Source organism: Bradyrhizobium sp. WBAH42, from assembly GCF_024585265.1.
GTDB lineage: Bacteria > Pseudomonadota > Alphaproteobacteria > Rhizobiales > Xanthobacteraceae > Bradyrhizobium.
On the sequence record NZ_CP036533.1, the window covers coordinates 562,386 to 577,980 of the forward strand.

The 15,595-nt window shown below is 59.3% G+C and carries 13 protein-coding genes and 1 tRNA gene; 7 read left to right on the plus strand and 7 right to left on the minus strand.

All coding sequences use genetic code 11. The features are described from left to right. Positions 1 to 15: 15 nt before the first annotated feature. From DCG74_RS02735 to DCG74_RS02755, 5 genes are all read right to left on the minus strand, one after another. Positions 16 to 348 carry a hypothetical protein gene (locus DCG74_RS02735; protein WP_036002054.1) on the minus strand — a complete coding sequence of 111 codons (333 nt, stop codon included), beginning with the start codon at positions 346 to 348 and terminating at the stop codon, positions 16 to 18. Between the two features lie 79 nt (positions 349 to 427). Next, positions 428 to 2,047, minus strand: a complete 1,620-nt coding sequence (groL, locus tag DCG74_RS02740) for a chaperonin GroEL (protein WP_172788258.1) — start codon at positions 2,045 to 2,047, stop codon at positions 428 to 430. 36 nt (positions 2,048 to 2,083) lie between these two features. Continuing rightward, positions 2,084 to 2,398 (minus strand): co-chaperone GroES, encoded by a 315-nt coding sequence (gene groES / locus DCG74_RS02745; RefSeq protein WP_172788257.1) that lies wholly within the window; start codon positions 2,396 to 2,398, stop codon positions 2,084 to 2,086. Between the two features lie 922 nt (positions 2,399 to 3,320). Further along, positions 3,321 to 5,909: a phage/plasmid primase, P4 family gene (locus tag DCG74_RS02750; RefSeq protein WP_172788256.1), complete on the minus strand. Its 2,589-nt coding sequence runs from the start codon at positions 5,907 to 5,909 to the stop codon at positions 3,321 to 3,323. 22 nt (positions 5,910 to 5,931) lie between these two features. Next, the gene (locus tag DCG74_RS02755) at positions 5,932 to 6,864 is read right to left on the minus strand and encodes a hypothetical protein (RefSeq protein ID WP_172788255.1); all 933 of its coding nucleotides are present in this window, start codon (positions 6,862 to 6,864) and stop codon (positions 5,932 to 5,934) included. Between the two features lie 291 nt (positions 6,865 to 7,155). Between DCG74_RS02755 and DCG74_RS02760 the strand changes: the two genes are divergently transcribed. The 6 genes from DCG74_RS02760 to DCG74_RS02785 all read left to right on the plus strand — a co-directional run bounded on the left by DCG74_RS02760 (position 7,156) and on the right by DCG74_RS02785 (position 13,105). Continuing rightward, positions 7,156 to 7,605, plus strand: coding sequence for a DUF2924 domain-containing protein (locus tag DCG74_RS02760; RefSeq protein ID WP_172788254.1), 450 nt, complete (start codon positions 7,156 to 7,158; stop codon positions 7,603 to 7,605). After that, positions 7,602 to 8,915 (plus strand): recombinase family protein, encoded by a 1,314-nt coding sequence (locus DCG74_RS02765; RefSeq protein ID WP_172788253.1) that lies wholly within the window; start codon positions 7,602 to 7,604, stop codon positions 8,913 to 8,915. Before DCG74_RS02760 ends, DCG74_RS02765 begins: the two co-directional genes overlap by 4 nt. Before the next feature lie 541 nt (positions 8,916 to 9,456). Continuing rightward, complete coding sequence (locus DCG74_RS02770) at positions 9,457 to 11,013, plus strand: HTH domain-containing protein (protein WP_172788252.1); 1,557 nt, start codon at positions 9,457 to 9,459, stop codon at positions 11,011 to 11,013. Positions 11,014 to 11,086: 73 nt separating this feature from the next. Next, on the plus strand, positions 11,087 to 11,641 hold the full coding sequence (locus DCG74_RS02775; protein ID WP_246708963.1) for a bifunctional 2-polyprenyl-6-hydroxyphenol methylase/3-demethylubiquinol 3-O-methyltransferase UbiG: 555 nt from the start codon (positions 11,087 to 11,089) through the stop codon (positions 11,639 to 11,641). A gap of 58 nt (positions 11,642 to 11,699) precedes the next feature. Next, positions 11,700 to 12,458: an SIR2 family protein gene (locus DCG74_RS02780; protein WP_172788250.1), complete on the plus strand. Its 759-nt coding sequence runs from the start codon at positions 11,700 to 11,702 to the stop codon at positions 12,456 to 12,458. Beyond that, on the plus strand, positions 12,455 to 13,105 hold the full coding sequence (locus DCG74_RS02785; protein WP_172788249.1) for a non-canonical purine NTP pyrophosphatase: 651 nt from the start codon (positions 12,455 to 12,457) through the stop codon (positions 13,103 to 13,105). Before DCG74_RS02780 ends, DCG74_RS02785 begins: the two co-directional genes overlap by 4 nt. Before the next feature lie 307 nt (positions 13,106 to 13,412). Here DCG74_RS02785 and DCG74_RS02790 read toward each other — a convergent pair. Next, positions 13,413 to 13,502, minus strand: a tRNA-Ser gene (locus DCG74_RS02790). 194 nt (positions 13,503 to 13,696) lie between these two features. On the opposite strand from DCG74_RS02790, the gene DCG74_RS02795 reads away from it, so the two are divergent. Then, positions 13,697 to 14,038, plus strand: a complete 342-nt coding sequence (locus DCG74_RS02795; RefSeq protein WP_172788248.1) for a hypothetical protein — start codon at positions 13,697 to 13,699, stop codon at positions 14,036 to 14,038. A 51-nt stretch (positions 14,039 to 14,089) separates the two neighbouring features. On the opposite strand, the gene DCG74_RS02800 is transcribed toward DCG74_RS02795, so the two are convergent. Next, a complete protein-coding gene (locus DCG74_RS02800; protein WP_172788247.1) occupies positions 14,090 to 15,553 on the minus strand; it encodes a trehalose-6-phosphate synthase in 1,464 nt (487 codons plus the stop codon). Positions 15,554 to 15,595: the final 42 nt, after the last annotated feature.

The window sequence follows — 15,595 nt, forward strand, 5'->3', positions numbered from 1 at the left end:
GGCCGCTCCTCCGTTTCAGCTCGTGGCGGGCTCCGGCTTGTCTCGATCAGGCGGCGTGAGGTCGAGCCGGATCCCGGATGGCCCGAGGACCGGCAGCAATGTGTCCACCTTCATGGTCGGGCTGCCCCGATCCCAGCTCGACCACGGCATCGTGTCCAGGTACGGGATCGGCGGCAAGGCGAGCCGCTCGAAACTGTCCGCCGTCTTGGCGGCAGGGCCGGGGCTTTCGGCGCCAAAGGCCGCAAAGGGCACCAGCGAGAGGCCAGCCCCAACGGCCAAGGCGGCGAGCCGCCGCAACGTTTTCCGAGTGGTTTCCCCGCGAGCGGAGAAAGCACGATCCTTGATCATTTCATCCTCCTTTCGTTCGAGAACACAGTCACAGATCCATGGCAAACGAGCCCGGCCGTTCGGCCGGGCTCGCCCGTCCTTAGAAGTCCATCGCGGGAGCGCTCGGCGCTTCCGTCTTCTTCGGCTTCTCGGCCACCAGCGCTTCGGTCGTGATGAGCAGCGAGGCCACCGAGGCCGCATCCTGCAAGGCGGTGCGGACGACCTTGGCAGGATCGATCACGCCGGCCTGCACCAGATCCTGGTACTCGCCAGTCGCGGCATTGAAGCCCCAGGTGTAGGTCTGGTTCTCGAGCAGCTTGCCGACGACGACGGAGCCGTCCTCACCCGCATTCTGCACGATTTGCCGCGCCGGGACCTGGATGGCGCGGCGCACGATGTCCACGCCCGCCTTCTGGTCGGCATTGGCGGTCTTGACGCCGTCGAGCGCCTTGAGCGCGCGCAGCAGTGCCACGCCGCCGCCCGGCAGGATGCCTTCCTCGACCGCGGCCCGGGTCGCATGCAGAGCGTCGTCGACGCGATCCTTGCGCTCCTTGACCTCGACCTCGGTCGCGCCGCCGACACGGATTACCGCGACGCCGCCCGCGAGCTTGGCCAAGCGCTCCTGAAGCTTCTCGCGGTCGTAGTCCGAGGTGGTTTCCTCGATCTGCGCCCTGATCTGCTGGCTCCGCGCCTCGATACCCTTCTTGGCGCCGGCGCCGTCGACGATCGTCGTGTTCTCCTTCTCGATCACGACCTTCTTGGCACGGCCCAGCATCTTCACGGTGACGTTCTCGAGCTTGATGCCGAGATCTTCGGAGATCACGGTGCCGCCGGTGAGGATCGCGATATCCTCCAGCATCGCCTTGCGGCGGTCGCCGAAGCCCGGCGCCTTGACGGCTGCCACCTTCAGGCCGCCGCGCAGGCGGTTGACGACCAGCGTCGCCAGCGCCTCACCCTCGACCTCCTCCGCGATGATCAGGAGCGGCTTGCCGGATTGCACGACCTGCTCCAGCAGCGGCAGCACGGCCTGCAGGCCCGACAGCTTCTTCTCGTGGATCAGCACATAGGGATCTTCGAGCTCGGCCTTCATCTTCTCGGCGTTGGTGACGAAATAGGGCGAGATGTAGCCGCGGTCGAACTGCATGCCCTCGACCACTTCGAGCTCGGTGTGCAGGCTCTTGGCTTCCTCGACCGTGATCACGCCCTCGTTGCCGACCTTCTGCATCGCCTCCGCCAGGAAACGGCCGATCTCGGTGTCGCCGTTGGCGGAGATGGTGCCGACCTGGGCGATCTCGTCGTTGGAGGTGATCTTCTTGGCGTGCGACTTGAGGTCGGCGACGATCGCGTCCACGCCAAGGTCGACGCCGCGCTTGAGGTCCATCGGATTCATGCCGGCAGCGACCGCCTTGGCGCCCTCCTTGACGATGGCCTGCGCCAGCACGGTCGCCGTGGTGGTGCCGTCTCCGGCGAGATCACTGGTCTTGGAGGCGACCTCGCGCACCATCTGGGCGCCCATGTTCTCGAACTTGTCCTCCAGCTCGATCTCCTTGGCGACGGTGACGCCGTCCTTTGTGATGCGGGGAGCGCCGAACGATTTCTCGATAACGACGTTGCGTCCCTTTGGACCGAGCGTGACCTTCACCGCATTCGCCAGTGTGTCGACGCCCCGCAGCATTCGCTCGCGGGCCTCGGTCGCGAACTTCACGTCCTTGGCAGCCATGTTGTTAAACTCCTTTCCGTTCGATGACTGTCAGCGTTACGCCGCCTTCTTCAGCGTGCCGGCCTGCTCGGCCACGCCGAGAAGATCGCTTTCCTTCATGATCAACAGCTCCTCGCCGTCGATCTTGACCTCGGTGCCCGACCACTTGCCGAACAGCACCCGGTCGCCGACCTTGACGTCGAGCGGCACGAGCTGGCCCTGCTCGTTTCGCCCGCCCGGCCCGACGGCGATGATCTCGCCCTGCTGCGGCTTCTCTTTGGCGGTATCGGGAATGATGATGCCGCGGGCGGTCTTCTCCTCGGCATCGATGCGGCGCACGAGCACACGGTCGTGCAACGGGCGGAAATGCATGCACATCCTCCTTGGGTAGGTTCAGCGATGTCCAAAATCCGGGTCCGGAACCGGCCCCCGGGCGGAAAACGACCTAGGAATAAGCGGATTTCTAGTCAAGAGGACCTGCAGAAATTTTTGCGCTACTTCAAGGTTCTTGTCCGGATCCTTTCGATGTGCCGCCGTCCCTGTCACGCCTGCTTGGCGGGCGAGGTGCATCGGCTTGGGCACGCAAATCGCGAGAGCCGCCCTTACTGGTCATTTCCATGTGAGGATGATCCCATATAGCCCTTGAGGTCCGCTTTGGGTCTTGGCTGTGTGAAAACGCGAAGAGGCTCAATCGCGATAGAAGAAATTATTCGTCGAAGGCCGCTTTAGACGCTCAAGGCGCAAGCGGATTAAACTTGGAGGTCGGACTTGAAAATATCATTCTTCGCTGCGTTTCGATTCTTGAGTTTTTACACGGCCAGGGTCAAAAGCTGCCCATGCTAAGGCATCCGCCAAAGGTCCGCTATTGAGTAAGAAGCGGTCCGCTGAGCGGGTACGGCGATGGCCTGCCGCTGCTCTCCCTTACGTCGTTTCCACCTGAGACTTCGCTAGATCCAGAGGCCGATCGCTTCATCGCGGTCGGCCCTTTTTGCTTCACGGGTCCCTCTAGCTTCCAGAGCGACCGCGGGTAATTCGCACCCCTTGGTCTCGCTAGCCAGAGCATTCAAAAAGTTAGGTTGACACGGTTGACAAGGTTGACACCCGGTTGACACCGACCAGTTTGACGCTTCCGACACTTGGGTGTCCTGAGCCAGTCCTTCCTGCGCGCGCGGGCGCGCGCTTAGGCAGTTTTGTGCAACGAAGTGTCGAAAGTGTCGAAACTGTCGGGAAGCCCCACTTTTCTCGAGCTTTTTTGGCTCCGACACTTCCTGGACGCTCGTATTTCCCGACACTTTCAACTGTCGTTTTCGGCCTCCTCACCCTCTAAATCGTCCTCAGCCGAGGCGCTGACCGCGAAGTCACCCGCCGCCTTGGTGGCCACGATGTCCTTCCAATAGCGCTCCTCCCCTCGGGACTGCTCGTAGTCCCGCTCCTTCATAGCGCTGGTCAAACTCTTCTTTGTCCATGGCCGCTCCCCGTTCTTCCTGCTCCAAACGACAAACAGGTTGTGGAGCTCTGCGTTAGACAGGCGCTGCCCCTCCGCCCGCATGGTGCATTCTTGGAGGAAGCGACCAAGGACGTCGCTGTCGCTGCGGTACTCCTCTGTCGTCTCCTTGATCTCCTCGGGGACGACCAGGCCGTGGTCGATCCAATCGCGAAGGCCATCTAGCAATCGGTTTAAGATGCCCGAAGCCTCCGCCTTGAGCTTTGCCGATAGCTGTCTATCAACCTCTTGCTCGGGAACCGTAATTGCCCAGCGCACCATGATCAGGCGGCGCCACGTGCCCTGAGACGCCTCGCCGCCGTCCACCTTCGGCCGGTAGTTGCCCGACATCGTCAACTTGAACTGCGGCTTGAAGCTAAAGAAGCCCTTGTTCAGCTCCCGGGCTTGGATCGTGTCGCCTCCGGTCAGTAGCTTTACGTGGCTTTCCGACAAGCGCGCGTTACGCGCCGGCTCATCAGTATGGACGAACCTAATTCCCGGGAGGAGCGCGAGATCCGGCGTCGCCTGACCTCCGCTTCTCCCCCTGCCATTGTCCATGAAGGTTTCAACGGCAAGCGAGCACGCGTAGTCGCCATAAATCGACGCCCACGCCTCCACCAGCGTTGTCTTGCCGTTGCGTCCCTTTCCCCAGAAGAACAGCAGCTTCTGTTCTGACGTGTCGCCCGTCAGCCCGAGTCCAGCCCATTGGTGCAGGAAGCGCTGCACTTTAGGTGAGGGCTGAACTTTCTTCAAAAAGGCGTCGTACACCGGACACGTCGCGCTTGCGTCGTAGTCGGCATCGATGACCTTCGTGATCAGATCGGCGGGATCATGAGGATAAAAGCTGATAGGATCTTCGTCGCCGCAGCTGCGATTGACCTTAAGGGTCCCATTCTTCGTGTTGATCTTCATCGGATCGGCATCGAGCCGCGCCTGGTCGATCGCCATCATCGGCTCGGCCTGCCTGCGAAGTGCGGTCAAATGCCGATCGTTTTCTGTCTCTCTACCCCAGTCCCTCAATTTGTCGGATAACCTGATTTCCCGCTCGCATTTGGCACCAGGAGAGCGAACTTCAACGACGGCGTCTTCTTCAGTTTCGGAGAGCGCATCCGCCTCGCGCTGGATGGAGCGTGCCACGTACTGCGCCGCAATTCGCGCTGCGTCCTCCGCCCCGTTCATCGTCCACCGGCAGCCGTCCCACTGAAACCAACCCCGCGTCGGCACCGCCATCAGCCGATCCTGCATCCGGCGGGCAAAGCGTTCAGCATTACCTAGGTCCGTCAGGGGACACTGAGCCAATTCTCTGTCGAGTTGGATTTGGTGATGCTCATCCAAACCGAGGCGCTCGAGAATAGAGGCGGCGATCTTCGGTGCCGGCGGCGCGAGGTCATCAACCCGCTCAGCAGGTCGATTTTTGACTGCGCGCGTGGGGACTGACCTCGGTTCGGCGAGACCGCGCGCAAAGCCAGAGGCGATTGTTGTTTTTGACTTTTGAAAGTTTGGCCACTGCCGGGCCACCGATTCAAGGGCGGAGCGAGCGACTATTTCGTCGAGATGCCCGGAGGCTACAAGTTGCGCCAGCTTTATGGAGCTATGAAACAGCGTGTCATTGCGAGTACCATCCGCTGCGTCGCGCAAGACACGGATTTCATCAGCAAGGGCCTTCATACCGTAGGCCTCTTTTGAGGTTGTTCTGGCGCTGGGCTGGCGCAAACCATCGCGGCGAGATGGTGCCGCCAAAAAACCCAGCAGTTCGGCTGGCGCCCAGGCCTCGGCAGCATCGTCCGCGCTCTGCCAAACATAACCAGCGCCGTCTGACCGAAGTGAAGGAGGAACAATGACGTATCCGCCCTCCCCTCTCACATCGACCCGCTTCAAGATGCCGGCACGATTGCGTGGCATCGCCGCGCCACCTTCGGGCAATCGAAAGTACAGATGCAAACCGCCGCGCGGAGTGCGGCAGATCCTTGTCGGCGGCAGCGGGCACCCCAGCGTGGCCTCGAGACGACCGAGGATTTCCACGGCGTCATAGACCTCGCCTGTCTTGCTATCCGTTCCGGCGTCGATATCGACCACGAAGGCGCCTATGGGCGTGCCTGTCGGCACCCCTATCATGGCGTTAGGATACTTTCGCCACCAAGCTTCAATCTGCGCCTTGTCAGTAGTGGCCTTCTTGAGGCCGCCGGACGCTGGGATGGCTTTGCCGGTGACCGGATCCGCGTCTGCCTTGACGAGAGGTTGCTTAGTCTCGGGATGACACGGGAAAACCGGCCAGCCCTTCGCCGCGTTCGCCAGCGCCGCGGCCGCCATGCTGCTGCCGGGCTTCCCGGCCCCCTCCCTTTCCCGACTATTCATCGTGCTTCCTTCCACCTCGAAAACGAGGTCGAAGGAGGCCGTCAATCCAATGATTCGCGCCCGCGGCCTACTTGCCGGTTTTTTGAGGAGGTAGGCCTTTTTGAGCGAGGGCTGGGACGAACTTCCCTTCGTGCAGCTCCATTTCCCTCTTTGCTTTCCTTTGGCGCCTTTCGAGATCGTCCCTGGTTGCGTCGTCCTGGCCACTGGAGTTGAGCATCAGCTCAATGCTCCAACATTCAGCCTTGGCACGGCTATAACCGTGCAGCGCGCTAATCAGCTCTCGCAGTTTATATCCAAGGGCCATCTTGTCTTCGTCATGCTCGCCGGTCGCGAACTCGTAGACCATGTGTACGAAGCAGAAAAACGGCGAGCCTTCTGACGAACTGCCACTTCCCGGGTGATAGGCATCGAATACTTCGAAGGCCTCTCGAATGAACCTGTTCTTCACCGGGCCAAGAAATCGCTCTTCATAATTCTGAGCGCCACCTCGGTCAGCGACCTGACCGTCGCCAAACATCTTTTGTAACTTGCCGACAACCCCCTCCATCTGGTCGGCTATGCGGGAGGATAGTCCAACGAATTCACCGGCACTTCCGTCTTCGTAGGACGGCAGCCATCGAGGCTCGACACCATCGCGATGAAGTTCGGAAGGCGTTCGGAGATGAAAGCGGGACCATTCTCCGAGTGAGACAATCGCCAAATTGGCTTCTCGAAGACGGTCTCGGGCTTGGCCGAGTTCGGCGACGACGTCTTTGACCCTTGGTGCCTGACGAGCCCGATACAGCGCACTATTGAGGGCCTCCGCCAAACTGTGGACTTCCGCACAGGCCAAAAGGCGGGGATCCTGTGCCGCCATCACCTCTCGTGCATCCGCTGGGGCATGCGCCTCCAGCCGGCGTTCGAAGGGCGCCAGTAAAGCTACTGCTCCTTCGAACGCATGTTGCGGGCCCTTCGGCTCGATTTCTGCGTTTGGTCCTGGCGCAAAGTGATGGTTAGACATGTTCGTCCGCAGGCCGTGAATCGGTTTCTGTAAACCTAGCCCAGAACGGGGGAGGTTGACCGCCGGACTCCTCCCCGAATCATCTCCAAAAAGTGCGGATGATCACAAGATCTCCACACATACCTTCCGCCAAGGACCGAATTGCCGAAATCGCCGAGCTTTTGGCGCTCGCTCTCAGCCGGATCCAGGCCCGAAAGGCAAGCGGATTTTCCGGCCACACGGGAGATGTTTCACTCGACATCTCGCCCGACCAGAGCGGACATGCCGCGCCTTTGGAATGGAGAATGGCGGATGGCTAGCGGCGGCGTTTTGGCGCAGATTTCGGCCCTTAGGAGTGCCCCCGTGGGCACGCTGAAGGCGCGCTGGCGCGAGCTGTTCGGCTCGGAGCCGCCTCCCTACAACCGCCGCTTCCTCGAAAGCCGGTTGGCGTACCGGATCCAGGAGCTGGCGTACGGCGGCCTGTCCGCTGACACCGTCCGGCGCCTGGAGGCCCTGGCCGCCGACCTGCCGTCCAAGGGCAGAAAGCCCGTTCGGCACAAAAATTCGGACCGCCCCGTCAGCGGCACCCGTCTCATTCGGGAGTGGAAGGGCGTCGAGCACCGGGTGACGGTGCGCGACAGCGACTTCGAGTACCAGGGCAGGCCTTACAAATCGCTTTCTGCGGTCGCCAGAGCCATCACGGGGACGCGGTGGAATGGCCTCGTCTTCTTTGGCCTGAAGAGCCAGCGGGCATCAGTATGAGCAAGCCGATCGTGCGCAAGCTGCGGTGCGCGGTCTATACCCGCAAGTCCAGCGAGGAAGGCCTGGACATGGAGTTCAACTCCCTGGAGGCCCAGCGGGAGGCATGCGAGGCCTATGTTGCAAGCCACAAGCAGGAAGGTTGGCTTCTCGTTCCTGATCAGTATGACGACGGCGGTTTTTCCGGCGGCACGCTGGAGCGCCCCGCCCTCAAGCGCCTCTTGGCCGACATCGAGGCCGGCAAGGTAGACGTGGTCGTGGTCTACAAGATCGACCGGCTGTCGCGGTCGTTGATGGACTTTTCCAAGCTGGTGGAAGCTTTCGACCGACGCACGGTCACCTTTGTCTCAGTCACGCAGTCCTTCAACACAACGACCTCCATGGGCCGGTTGACGCTCAACATCCTGCTGTCCTTTGCCCAATTCGAGCGCGAGGTCACCGGCGAGCGCATCCGCGACAAGTTCGCGGCTTCTCGCAAGAAGGGCATGTGGATGGGCGGCTGGGCGCCGTTCGGCTACGAGGTCAAGGATCGCAAGCTGGTGATCAATGACCAGGATGCGGAGACTGTCCGGTGGATCTTCCGCAGGTTTGTGACCCTAGGCTCCGCCACGCTCCTCGCCCGAGAGCTTAAGCAGAAGGACGTTCGCAATCGCTACGGCCAGGCCATCGACAAGGGCGTGCTCTACAAACTGCTCAACAACCGGACCTACATAGGGGACGCCGTTCACAAGCGCACTGCGTATCCCGGCGAGCACAGCGCCATCATCGAACGCAAACTTTGGGACCAGGTGCACGCCATTCTTCAGGAAAGTCCTCGTAAGCGCGCGGCAAAGCACCGGGCGCAGACCCCTGCTCTGCTCAAGGGGCTGATTTTCGATTCCGCTGGCGTTGCAATGTCTCCGACCCATACTCGCCGTCGAGGCAAACTGTACCGCTACTACGTCAGCCAGCAGACCATCAAAGGCGCGGCGGCACCCAGCGCGGCATTCCGCGTCCCCGCAGGTGAGATTGAGGAGATCGTCATCGACCAGGTCCGGCGCGTGCTCGCCTCGCCCGAGTTGATTGTCGCGACCTGGAAGAAAATGCGTATTCATATGCCCGGGACCACCGAGCGGAGGGTCCGCGATGCCCTCGTCGATTTTGACCAAGTCTGGGGCGAGTTATTCCCTGCCGAACAATCCCGTATCCTGCAGCTTATTACGGCTAAGGTGGTCGTCGCCCCTGCAAAGGTTGATGTGCACCTTCGGGTGGATGGCTTCGCGTCGCTCATCGCCGAGCTCAATGGCAAAGCTACGACTATGGAGGCGGCGTGAACACAGAACTCAAGCAGAATATGAGGCTGAGCCGTGACGGATGCGAGCTAGTTGTTAGCATCCCGGTCGATTTCCGGCAGAGTGGCGGCAGGAAGCAAATTGTGGTCCCCGCCGGCGCCGATGCCTGGACCTCACCTCGATCACGACCAAGCAACAGCATCATTACTGCTCTCGCGAAAGCGCACCGATGGCGGCGACTTATCGAAACTGGATGCTATGCTTCCGCCGCAGAGCTTTCAAAACGTGAAGCGGTCAACGAGTCCTACGTCTGCAGAGTGCTCCGTCTTACATTACTCGCCCCAGATTTGATCCAGGCCATCTTAGATGGCAAACAGCCCAAAACTGTTGAGTTGAAGACACTCTTGAAGCCATTCCCTCATAACTGGTCCGCCCAGCGCAGGCACTTTACGAGCCTCTAGGGGCCGAGACTAATTTCCCCTGCACGACCTTCTCAAGACAGACTTTTTGTGCACAGACCAGATGCCGACGCTGTCCTAAATCTCGGGCCGAATGTACAGTCCTCCGGACCACGAGGACAGCCTTGGAAGATCGGCCGCACGAGTCCGCAACTTACCTATGGGTCGCGGAAACAATTTTGCGGAAATATGGACGCGCTCTTCGGGCGCGCCAGATCGTTACCTATGGCATGGAGGAAGGCCTGTTTGGTGATGCAGAGCTTAGCAGAACTCCTCAAAAATCGATGCAAGCCAGGCTAAGCGTCGACATTTTGGAGAAGGGGACACGGTCGCGCTTTCTGCGAACTGAAAGAGGTAAATTCTTTCTGAGGGATCTGGTCAATCCGAAGGAGAGCTCCTCTGGGACCGCTGAATACACTGCAGTGCGGCACGCTCCTAGACCACCTTCCGAGGATGTTCTGGTAGTCCCAAGGAGCCATTATGCTTCCTTGCTCGGGTTTCAAGGCATCAGACTCGACTATGAAGAAACACTAAAATCGCTGGTCGAGACGCAATCACTTCGATACATGCCGCGTGTCGAGGCTGAAACAGATTCTTCGTACAAGCAGTTTGTCACATACACTATAATCCAGCAGCGGGATCGCATCCTCGCTTTCAAGCGCGGGAGATACAACCGAGCCGCTGCATTCCTGCGAGGAGCCCGTTGCATTGGCTTTGGCGGCCACGTGACGGAAGAGGATCTGAGCATACTATCGTATCCCGATCGAGGGATCCGAGCGAATGCAGCACGTGAACTTTCCGAGGAGATTCGACTGGCGTCGGGAGCCCCGAAAATAAATATGGACGAGATAGAGCCATTAGGATTTCTCAACGATGACTCTTCAGACGTCGGCGTAAGGCATGTAGCTGCCGTCCTACGATATTGGGCTCCAGAGGACTCGGAATGGAAGGCGCCGACCCGAGGAGAAGCTTCCGTCTCACAATTAAAGTGGTTGAAGATCAATAGCCCTGAGATTGATCTTCTAGAATTTGAATACTGGTCACAGCTCTGCCTACGAAAGTTCTTTCCGACATTCGTCAGCAGCAAACCCGCGTTCAAAGTCTTGCGGAAGTCCGCATTCGAGGAGCCTCACCTCTTAGTCGTAACAGGCTCCATTGGATCTGGTAAATCTTCCACCACACGGCGGCTATGTCAGCGAGCTGGATACGTCGAGCTAAATTCGGGCGCCGTTCTCGCCGATCTTCTCGGAATTCCGCCGGTACCTAATACACCGCGCGACGAATTCCAAAAGCGCGCTTACGAGTTCATCACCTCCAAGGACGGCCCGCGCAATTTAGCTCAATCCCTAGCGACGCGAGCTTCGTCACTTGGAGCTATCAGGGTGATTGTGGACGGTATTCGGCATGCCGAAACACTAGAGGAACTGCGGGCGCGCTCAAGCCTAAGAGTATCCACCCTGTTCGTCTATACTCCTCCGGACGTCGCCTATGAACTGTATAAAATAAGAGAAGTGAGCGACATTTCGCTCCACGAATTTATGGACCACTACAATGCGCCAGTCGAGACGGAAGTCAGGTCCTTGATTGAAGAAGCGGACGCCATAATATACAACTGGTACGGGTTAGAATCATTTGAGCTGGTTGTCGACAATCTCATAGGGGAGCTCGGGGTTGCACGATAGCTCGCACGCGTACGACGCCGGCTATGGATCTTGCCCGTGCTTCTGGGGGCGCGAACCCGCCTCGTTGTTGAAGATGGTCATTGGCTCTCTTAAACCACTGCCGGATGCGAGAGCACTGGACGTTGGCTGTGGGGAGGGGAAAAATGCCCACGCGCTTGCGGCAATCGGTTACACGGTTGATGCCGTAGATTGTTCAGCCTTGGCAATTAACAACGGCAAGAAGTCCTTTAGCCACGACCTAATAAGATGGCACCTACGAAACGCACTTGATTTCCATTTTCATCCTGAAAGCTATGACGTTGTCGTCGCCTACGGAATATTTCATTGTTTGGATAGCGGCGATGAGCTCCAAAGCCTAATCTCCAAACTAAAAGACAGTACCAAACCAGGGGGCATCAATTTGGTCTGCGCTTTTAATAACGGACCTCACGACTTGAGCGCTCACCCGGGGTTTACGCCGCTGCTTTTGCCGCACTCGACTTACGTCGACCATTATTGCGATTGGCGAGTGATGCATGCAACTGACACCACCTTACACGAAACTCACCCGCATAATAACATTCCACACTTCCATTCATTGACCCGCTTAATCGCGAGCAAACCTTATGGCGCACGCATGCCCGCCTGAACTTAAGCGTCTTTATCGTCAACAGAGCGTTCTTCCTTTCATTGGGGCCGGCGTTTCGATGTCGGTCAAGTGGACTAATGGCGCTGGTACTCCGCAAGCGGGGCCAAGTTGGTCCCAGATGGTCGATGAGGCTGCTCGCATCCTGGGTGTTGAAGATCCGGAATTACTACGAATGCGCGGAACCGACCTCCAGATCCTTGAGTATTTCCAGATCAAGAAAAAGAACTTCGCTCCGTTGATCAACTGGATGGTCCGTCACTTGGACGCGCCCGCAAGCGCGCTGGCGTCATCCATCTTGCATCAAAAGCTCGCCGCGCTGTCGGAATGTCCAATTTTCTACACGACGAACTACGATGAGTTTCTTGAAAAGTCGTTCGGGCTGTTTGGTAGGCCGGCAAAGATTATTGCTTCTGAGGAAGACATGGGATCGCGAAATCCGGGTACGGAAATCGTGAAGTTTCATGGTGATTTTAATAATCCGGACGAAATGGTGATGTCCGAAGGACATTATTATCGGAGAATGCGGCTTGATGGTCCAATGGACTTAAAGCTTAGGTCAGACCTGTTCGGTCGCGCAGTGCTCTTCATCGGCTACAGTTTCCGGGACATCAACATTGCCTACCTTTTCCAGACTGTAAACGAGATGTTCCAAAAGCTACCGAACAGCTTCTCGGGGAGACGAGCATACATAATCGTTCAGAATCCTTCTGATTTCGAATATCGCCTCTTCCACCGACGCAATATTGAAATCATCCCAGCATACGGAACTGATAGGTCAGCTGCAGTCGCGGAAATTCTGTCGGACATGGCCGCATGAAGATAAAGATCACCTACGCAACGCGCAGCGAGTTCAAGAGGCAAGAGATCGCCGCCGCCGAGAAAGCTTGCTACTTTCGCAATGAAGTTGGAGATCGACAGCTCGTCGGCGATCGCTTCGAATTTCATTTCAGCGACATTCCTACGGACGAGCCCCTTGAAGTGGATCTTGTGAAAATGGTGCGACACAAAGCTGTGTCAGCTTACCGAGCCCTTCTCACCCCATGTATCGTTGAGCACGCCGGTTTGATCTTCGAGCAGCACGCAGCTACGGGTTTTCCAGGTGGACTGACTCAGCCAATGTTGGATTCGCTTGGTCCGGAAGAATTTCTGCGCAGGACGAGTGCTCGTGGCGAACGTGCCATTGCGCGAGCTGTCGTCGGCTATTGCGACGGGATGTGCGTAAAGATCTTCGTCGGAGAAACAGCGGGCGTAATCGCTGGCGAACCCCGGGGCGCACGAGAGTTCTATTGGGATACAATTTTTCAACCTGACGAGCTGAATGGCGATACTTACGCTGAGGTCTCGGCAGACCCTGCCAGAGGAGTAGCCGCCAAAATGCAGGTTTCCCAATCGATGAAGGCGTTGGGGCAATTCCTCGAGCGAAGGTTGCGGGATGGCAGCAATCCACTGTTTCCGGACCAGTAAGACTGCCGCGGCAGTTCGGTACAGCTCGGTGGTACTAAGCGTCAGCTCAGTTTTTCTCGTCGCACTTGAGGCGCAATGGAAATTCGAACTTACCTTATTTTATGCCCACCTAAATGATTGTGCTTGCAGGCACTTAGCTTTCCGTTTTGTCGACCGCGAGTGCAGAGCTTCGGAGAAAATGCTGCCCAGAGAGACGGGACCGACAGGACGCGAAGTCCATGGAAAACGGTTTGAATCCGAAAACGGGCCCTAAAACCCGAGGCAAACAAGGGGTTTTTTCGACGGAGAATGCTTGGTCAATCGAGGCTGGCGGAGAGAGTGGGATTCGAACCCACGGTACGGTTTCCCGCACACACGCTTTCCAAGCGTGCGCCTTAAGCCACTCGGCCATCTCTCCGGAGCGCCCTCTCTTGAAGGGGCGCCGACGATTTTGCAAGGGATCGGGGGATAAATCAGGTGATTTTCCGCAACTTATTGTATTTACAGCACAATATGAGGCTCGATACGTACCTGGACGGGCCTGCCGGCTGAACCACGGGCGGCTCTGGCGCGACGATTCACGGCAAGCCGCCAAACACGACCGGGGACGCCATGACCATCACCAAGACCATCGCCGCCTTGAGCCTGATTTCGGTCCTCGGCTCCGCTCTTGCCACGCCGGCCCTGGCTGAGGTCTGCACCCGGCAGGGCGTCGACGTCAGCTGCGACGACGGCCGGCGCGGGGTGCTTTCGGGCGATTCCATCCTCTGGCCGGACGGCACGCGCTCGAGCTCGACGCCGCATCAGAGCGTGATCATCGGCAACAAGAGCTCCGTGCATGTCGGGCCCGGCGTGTTCGTCGGCCAGGGCAAGGGCGTGGTGCCGCTGGACGATCCGAACGCGCCGAACAAGCGGCAATGCGCGATCCTGGATGGCGTGTCGTATTGCTATTGAGGTTGCCGTTTTCACCTCTCCCCGCTTGTGGGGAGAGGGAGACGAGCTAGTCTAGATCAACCGCACGCCTGAGATCGCCGACTTCAGCCAGCGCAGCGCCTGCGGCGGCTGGGCTGCGAGCGGGGCCACGGCCGCCTTCTCGGTGCGGCACTTCTCGAGCTCGGCGACGAAATCGGCGGACCATTGCTGGATGGTGTGGCCGCGCAGCTTCTTCATCATCGCGTCCCAGCGCATCTTGCGCTCGGTGAGCGGCATGGATGCGGCGATCGCGATCGCGCGGGCCATGCCGTCGATGTCGTGCGGATTGACCAGCAGCGCGGCGTCGAGCTCGTTGGCGGCGCCAGCGAACTTCGACAGCACCAGCACGCCGGGATCGGCGGGGTTCTGCGCGGCGACATATTCCTTGGCGACGAGGTTCATGCCGTCGTGCAGCGGCGTCACCACGCCGATCTGCGCGGTGCGGTAGAGACCCGCGAGCACGGCCTGGCTGAAGCCTTTGTTCAGATAGCGGATCGGCGTCCAATCGACCTCGCCGTGGCGGCCATTGACGTCGGAGACGAGACGCGCGACCTCGTTCTGGAGATTGCCATAGGCCTCGATGCCGCCGCGCGAGGGGTTGGCGATCTGGAGCAGCGAGATGCTGCGCGCAAACTGCGGCTGCTCGGTCCAGAGCCGGTCGAATGCGCTGATGCGGTTGACGAGACCCTTGGAATAATCGAGCCGGTCGACACCGATCGCGAGGCGCTCGCCGTTGAGGCTGCGGCGCAGCCGCGACACGTCCGGATGCGCAGCCGACTTCGTGGCATAGGCCGCGAACTTCTCCGCATCGATGCCGATCGGGAAGACTTCGCAGCGCGTGCGACCGTGCTGCGAGATCACGACACCGTCCTCGATGGTGAGGCCGAGCTCGCCGCCGACATAAGAGAGGAAGTTCTGCCGATCTTCCTCGGTCTGGAAACCGAGCAGATCGTACGCCAGCATCGCCGTGATCAGCTCGCGATGGTTGGGCACGCCCTGCATCACTGCGGCGACGGGCCATGGCGTATGCAGGAAGAAGCCGATGGGATCGTCGACGCCGAGCTCGCGCAGCTCGGCGCCGAGCGCGAGGAAATGATAGTCCTGCACCCAGAACGCAGTCCGGGCCTTGCGGAACCGCATCAAGGCGCGCGCCATGAAGGCGTTCACCTCGCGATAGCTGACATAATCCTCGCGCGAGACGCGAATGAGATCGCTGCGCGAATGCAACGCCGGCCACAGCGCTGAATTCGCGAAGCCTTCGTAATAACCGCCGTAATGCGCCGCCGGCAGATCCAGCGTTGCGATCGCGCCTGTCCCGAGCGCCTCGATCTCGGCGAACGGTTCCTTCTGATGGCCATCACGCACCCGGCCGGAGGAACCGACCCAGATCGCACCAGAATGTTCCACCACGGGAAGCAAAGCCGCCGCAAGGCCGCCCGTCATGGGCTCATTGGGTTTGCCGCGGGCGACGCGATTTGAAACGACGATCAAGTTCACAGGTCGTCCCCTCCTGTTCATTCCGCCCCATTTAACTGCCGT

Coding starts and splice junctions, on each gene's coding strand:
- DCG74_RS02755 (WP_172788255.1), bottom strand. CDS start 6,864: ATGTCTAACCATCACTTTGCGCCAGGACCAAACGCAGAAATCGAGCCG.
- DCG74_RS02780 (WP_172788250.1), top strand. CDS start 11,700: ATGTCGGTCAAGTGGACTAATGGCGCTGGTACTCCGCAAGCGGGGCCA.
- groES (WP_172788257.1), bottom strand. CDS start 2,398: ATGCATTTCCGCCCGTTGCACGACCGTGTGCTCGTGCGCCGCATCGAT.
- DCG74_RS02765 (WP_172788253.1), top strand. CDS start 7,602: ATGAGCAAGCCGATCGTGCGCAAGCTGCGGTGCGCGGTCTATACCCGC.
- DCG74_RS02760 (WP_172788254.1), top strand. CDS start 7,156: ATGGCTAGCGGCGGCGTTTTGGCGCAGATTTCGGCCCTTAGGAGTGCC.
- DCG74_RS02775 (WP_246708963.1), top strand. CDS start 11,087: ATGGTCATTGGCTCTCTTAAACCACTGCCGGATGCGAGAGCACTGGAC.
- DCG74_RS02795 (WP_172788248.1), top strand. CDS start 13,697: ATGACCATCACCAAGACCATCGCCGCCTTGAGCCTGATTTCGGTCCTC.
- groL (WP_172788258.1), bottom strand. CDS start 2,047: ATGGCTGCCAAGGACGTGAAGTTCGCGACCGAGGCCCGCGAGCGAATG.
- DCG74_RS02735 (WP_036002054.1), bottom strand. CDS start 348: ATGATCAAGGATCGTGCTTTCTCCGCTCGCGGGGAAACCACTCGGAAA.
- DCG74_RS02785 (WP_172788249.1), top strand. CDS start 12,455: ATGAAGATAAAGATCACCTACGCAACGCGCAGCGAGTTCAAGAGGCAA.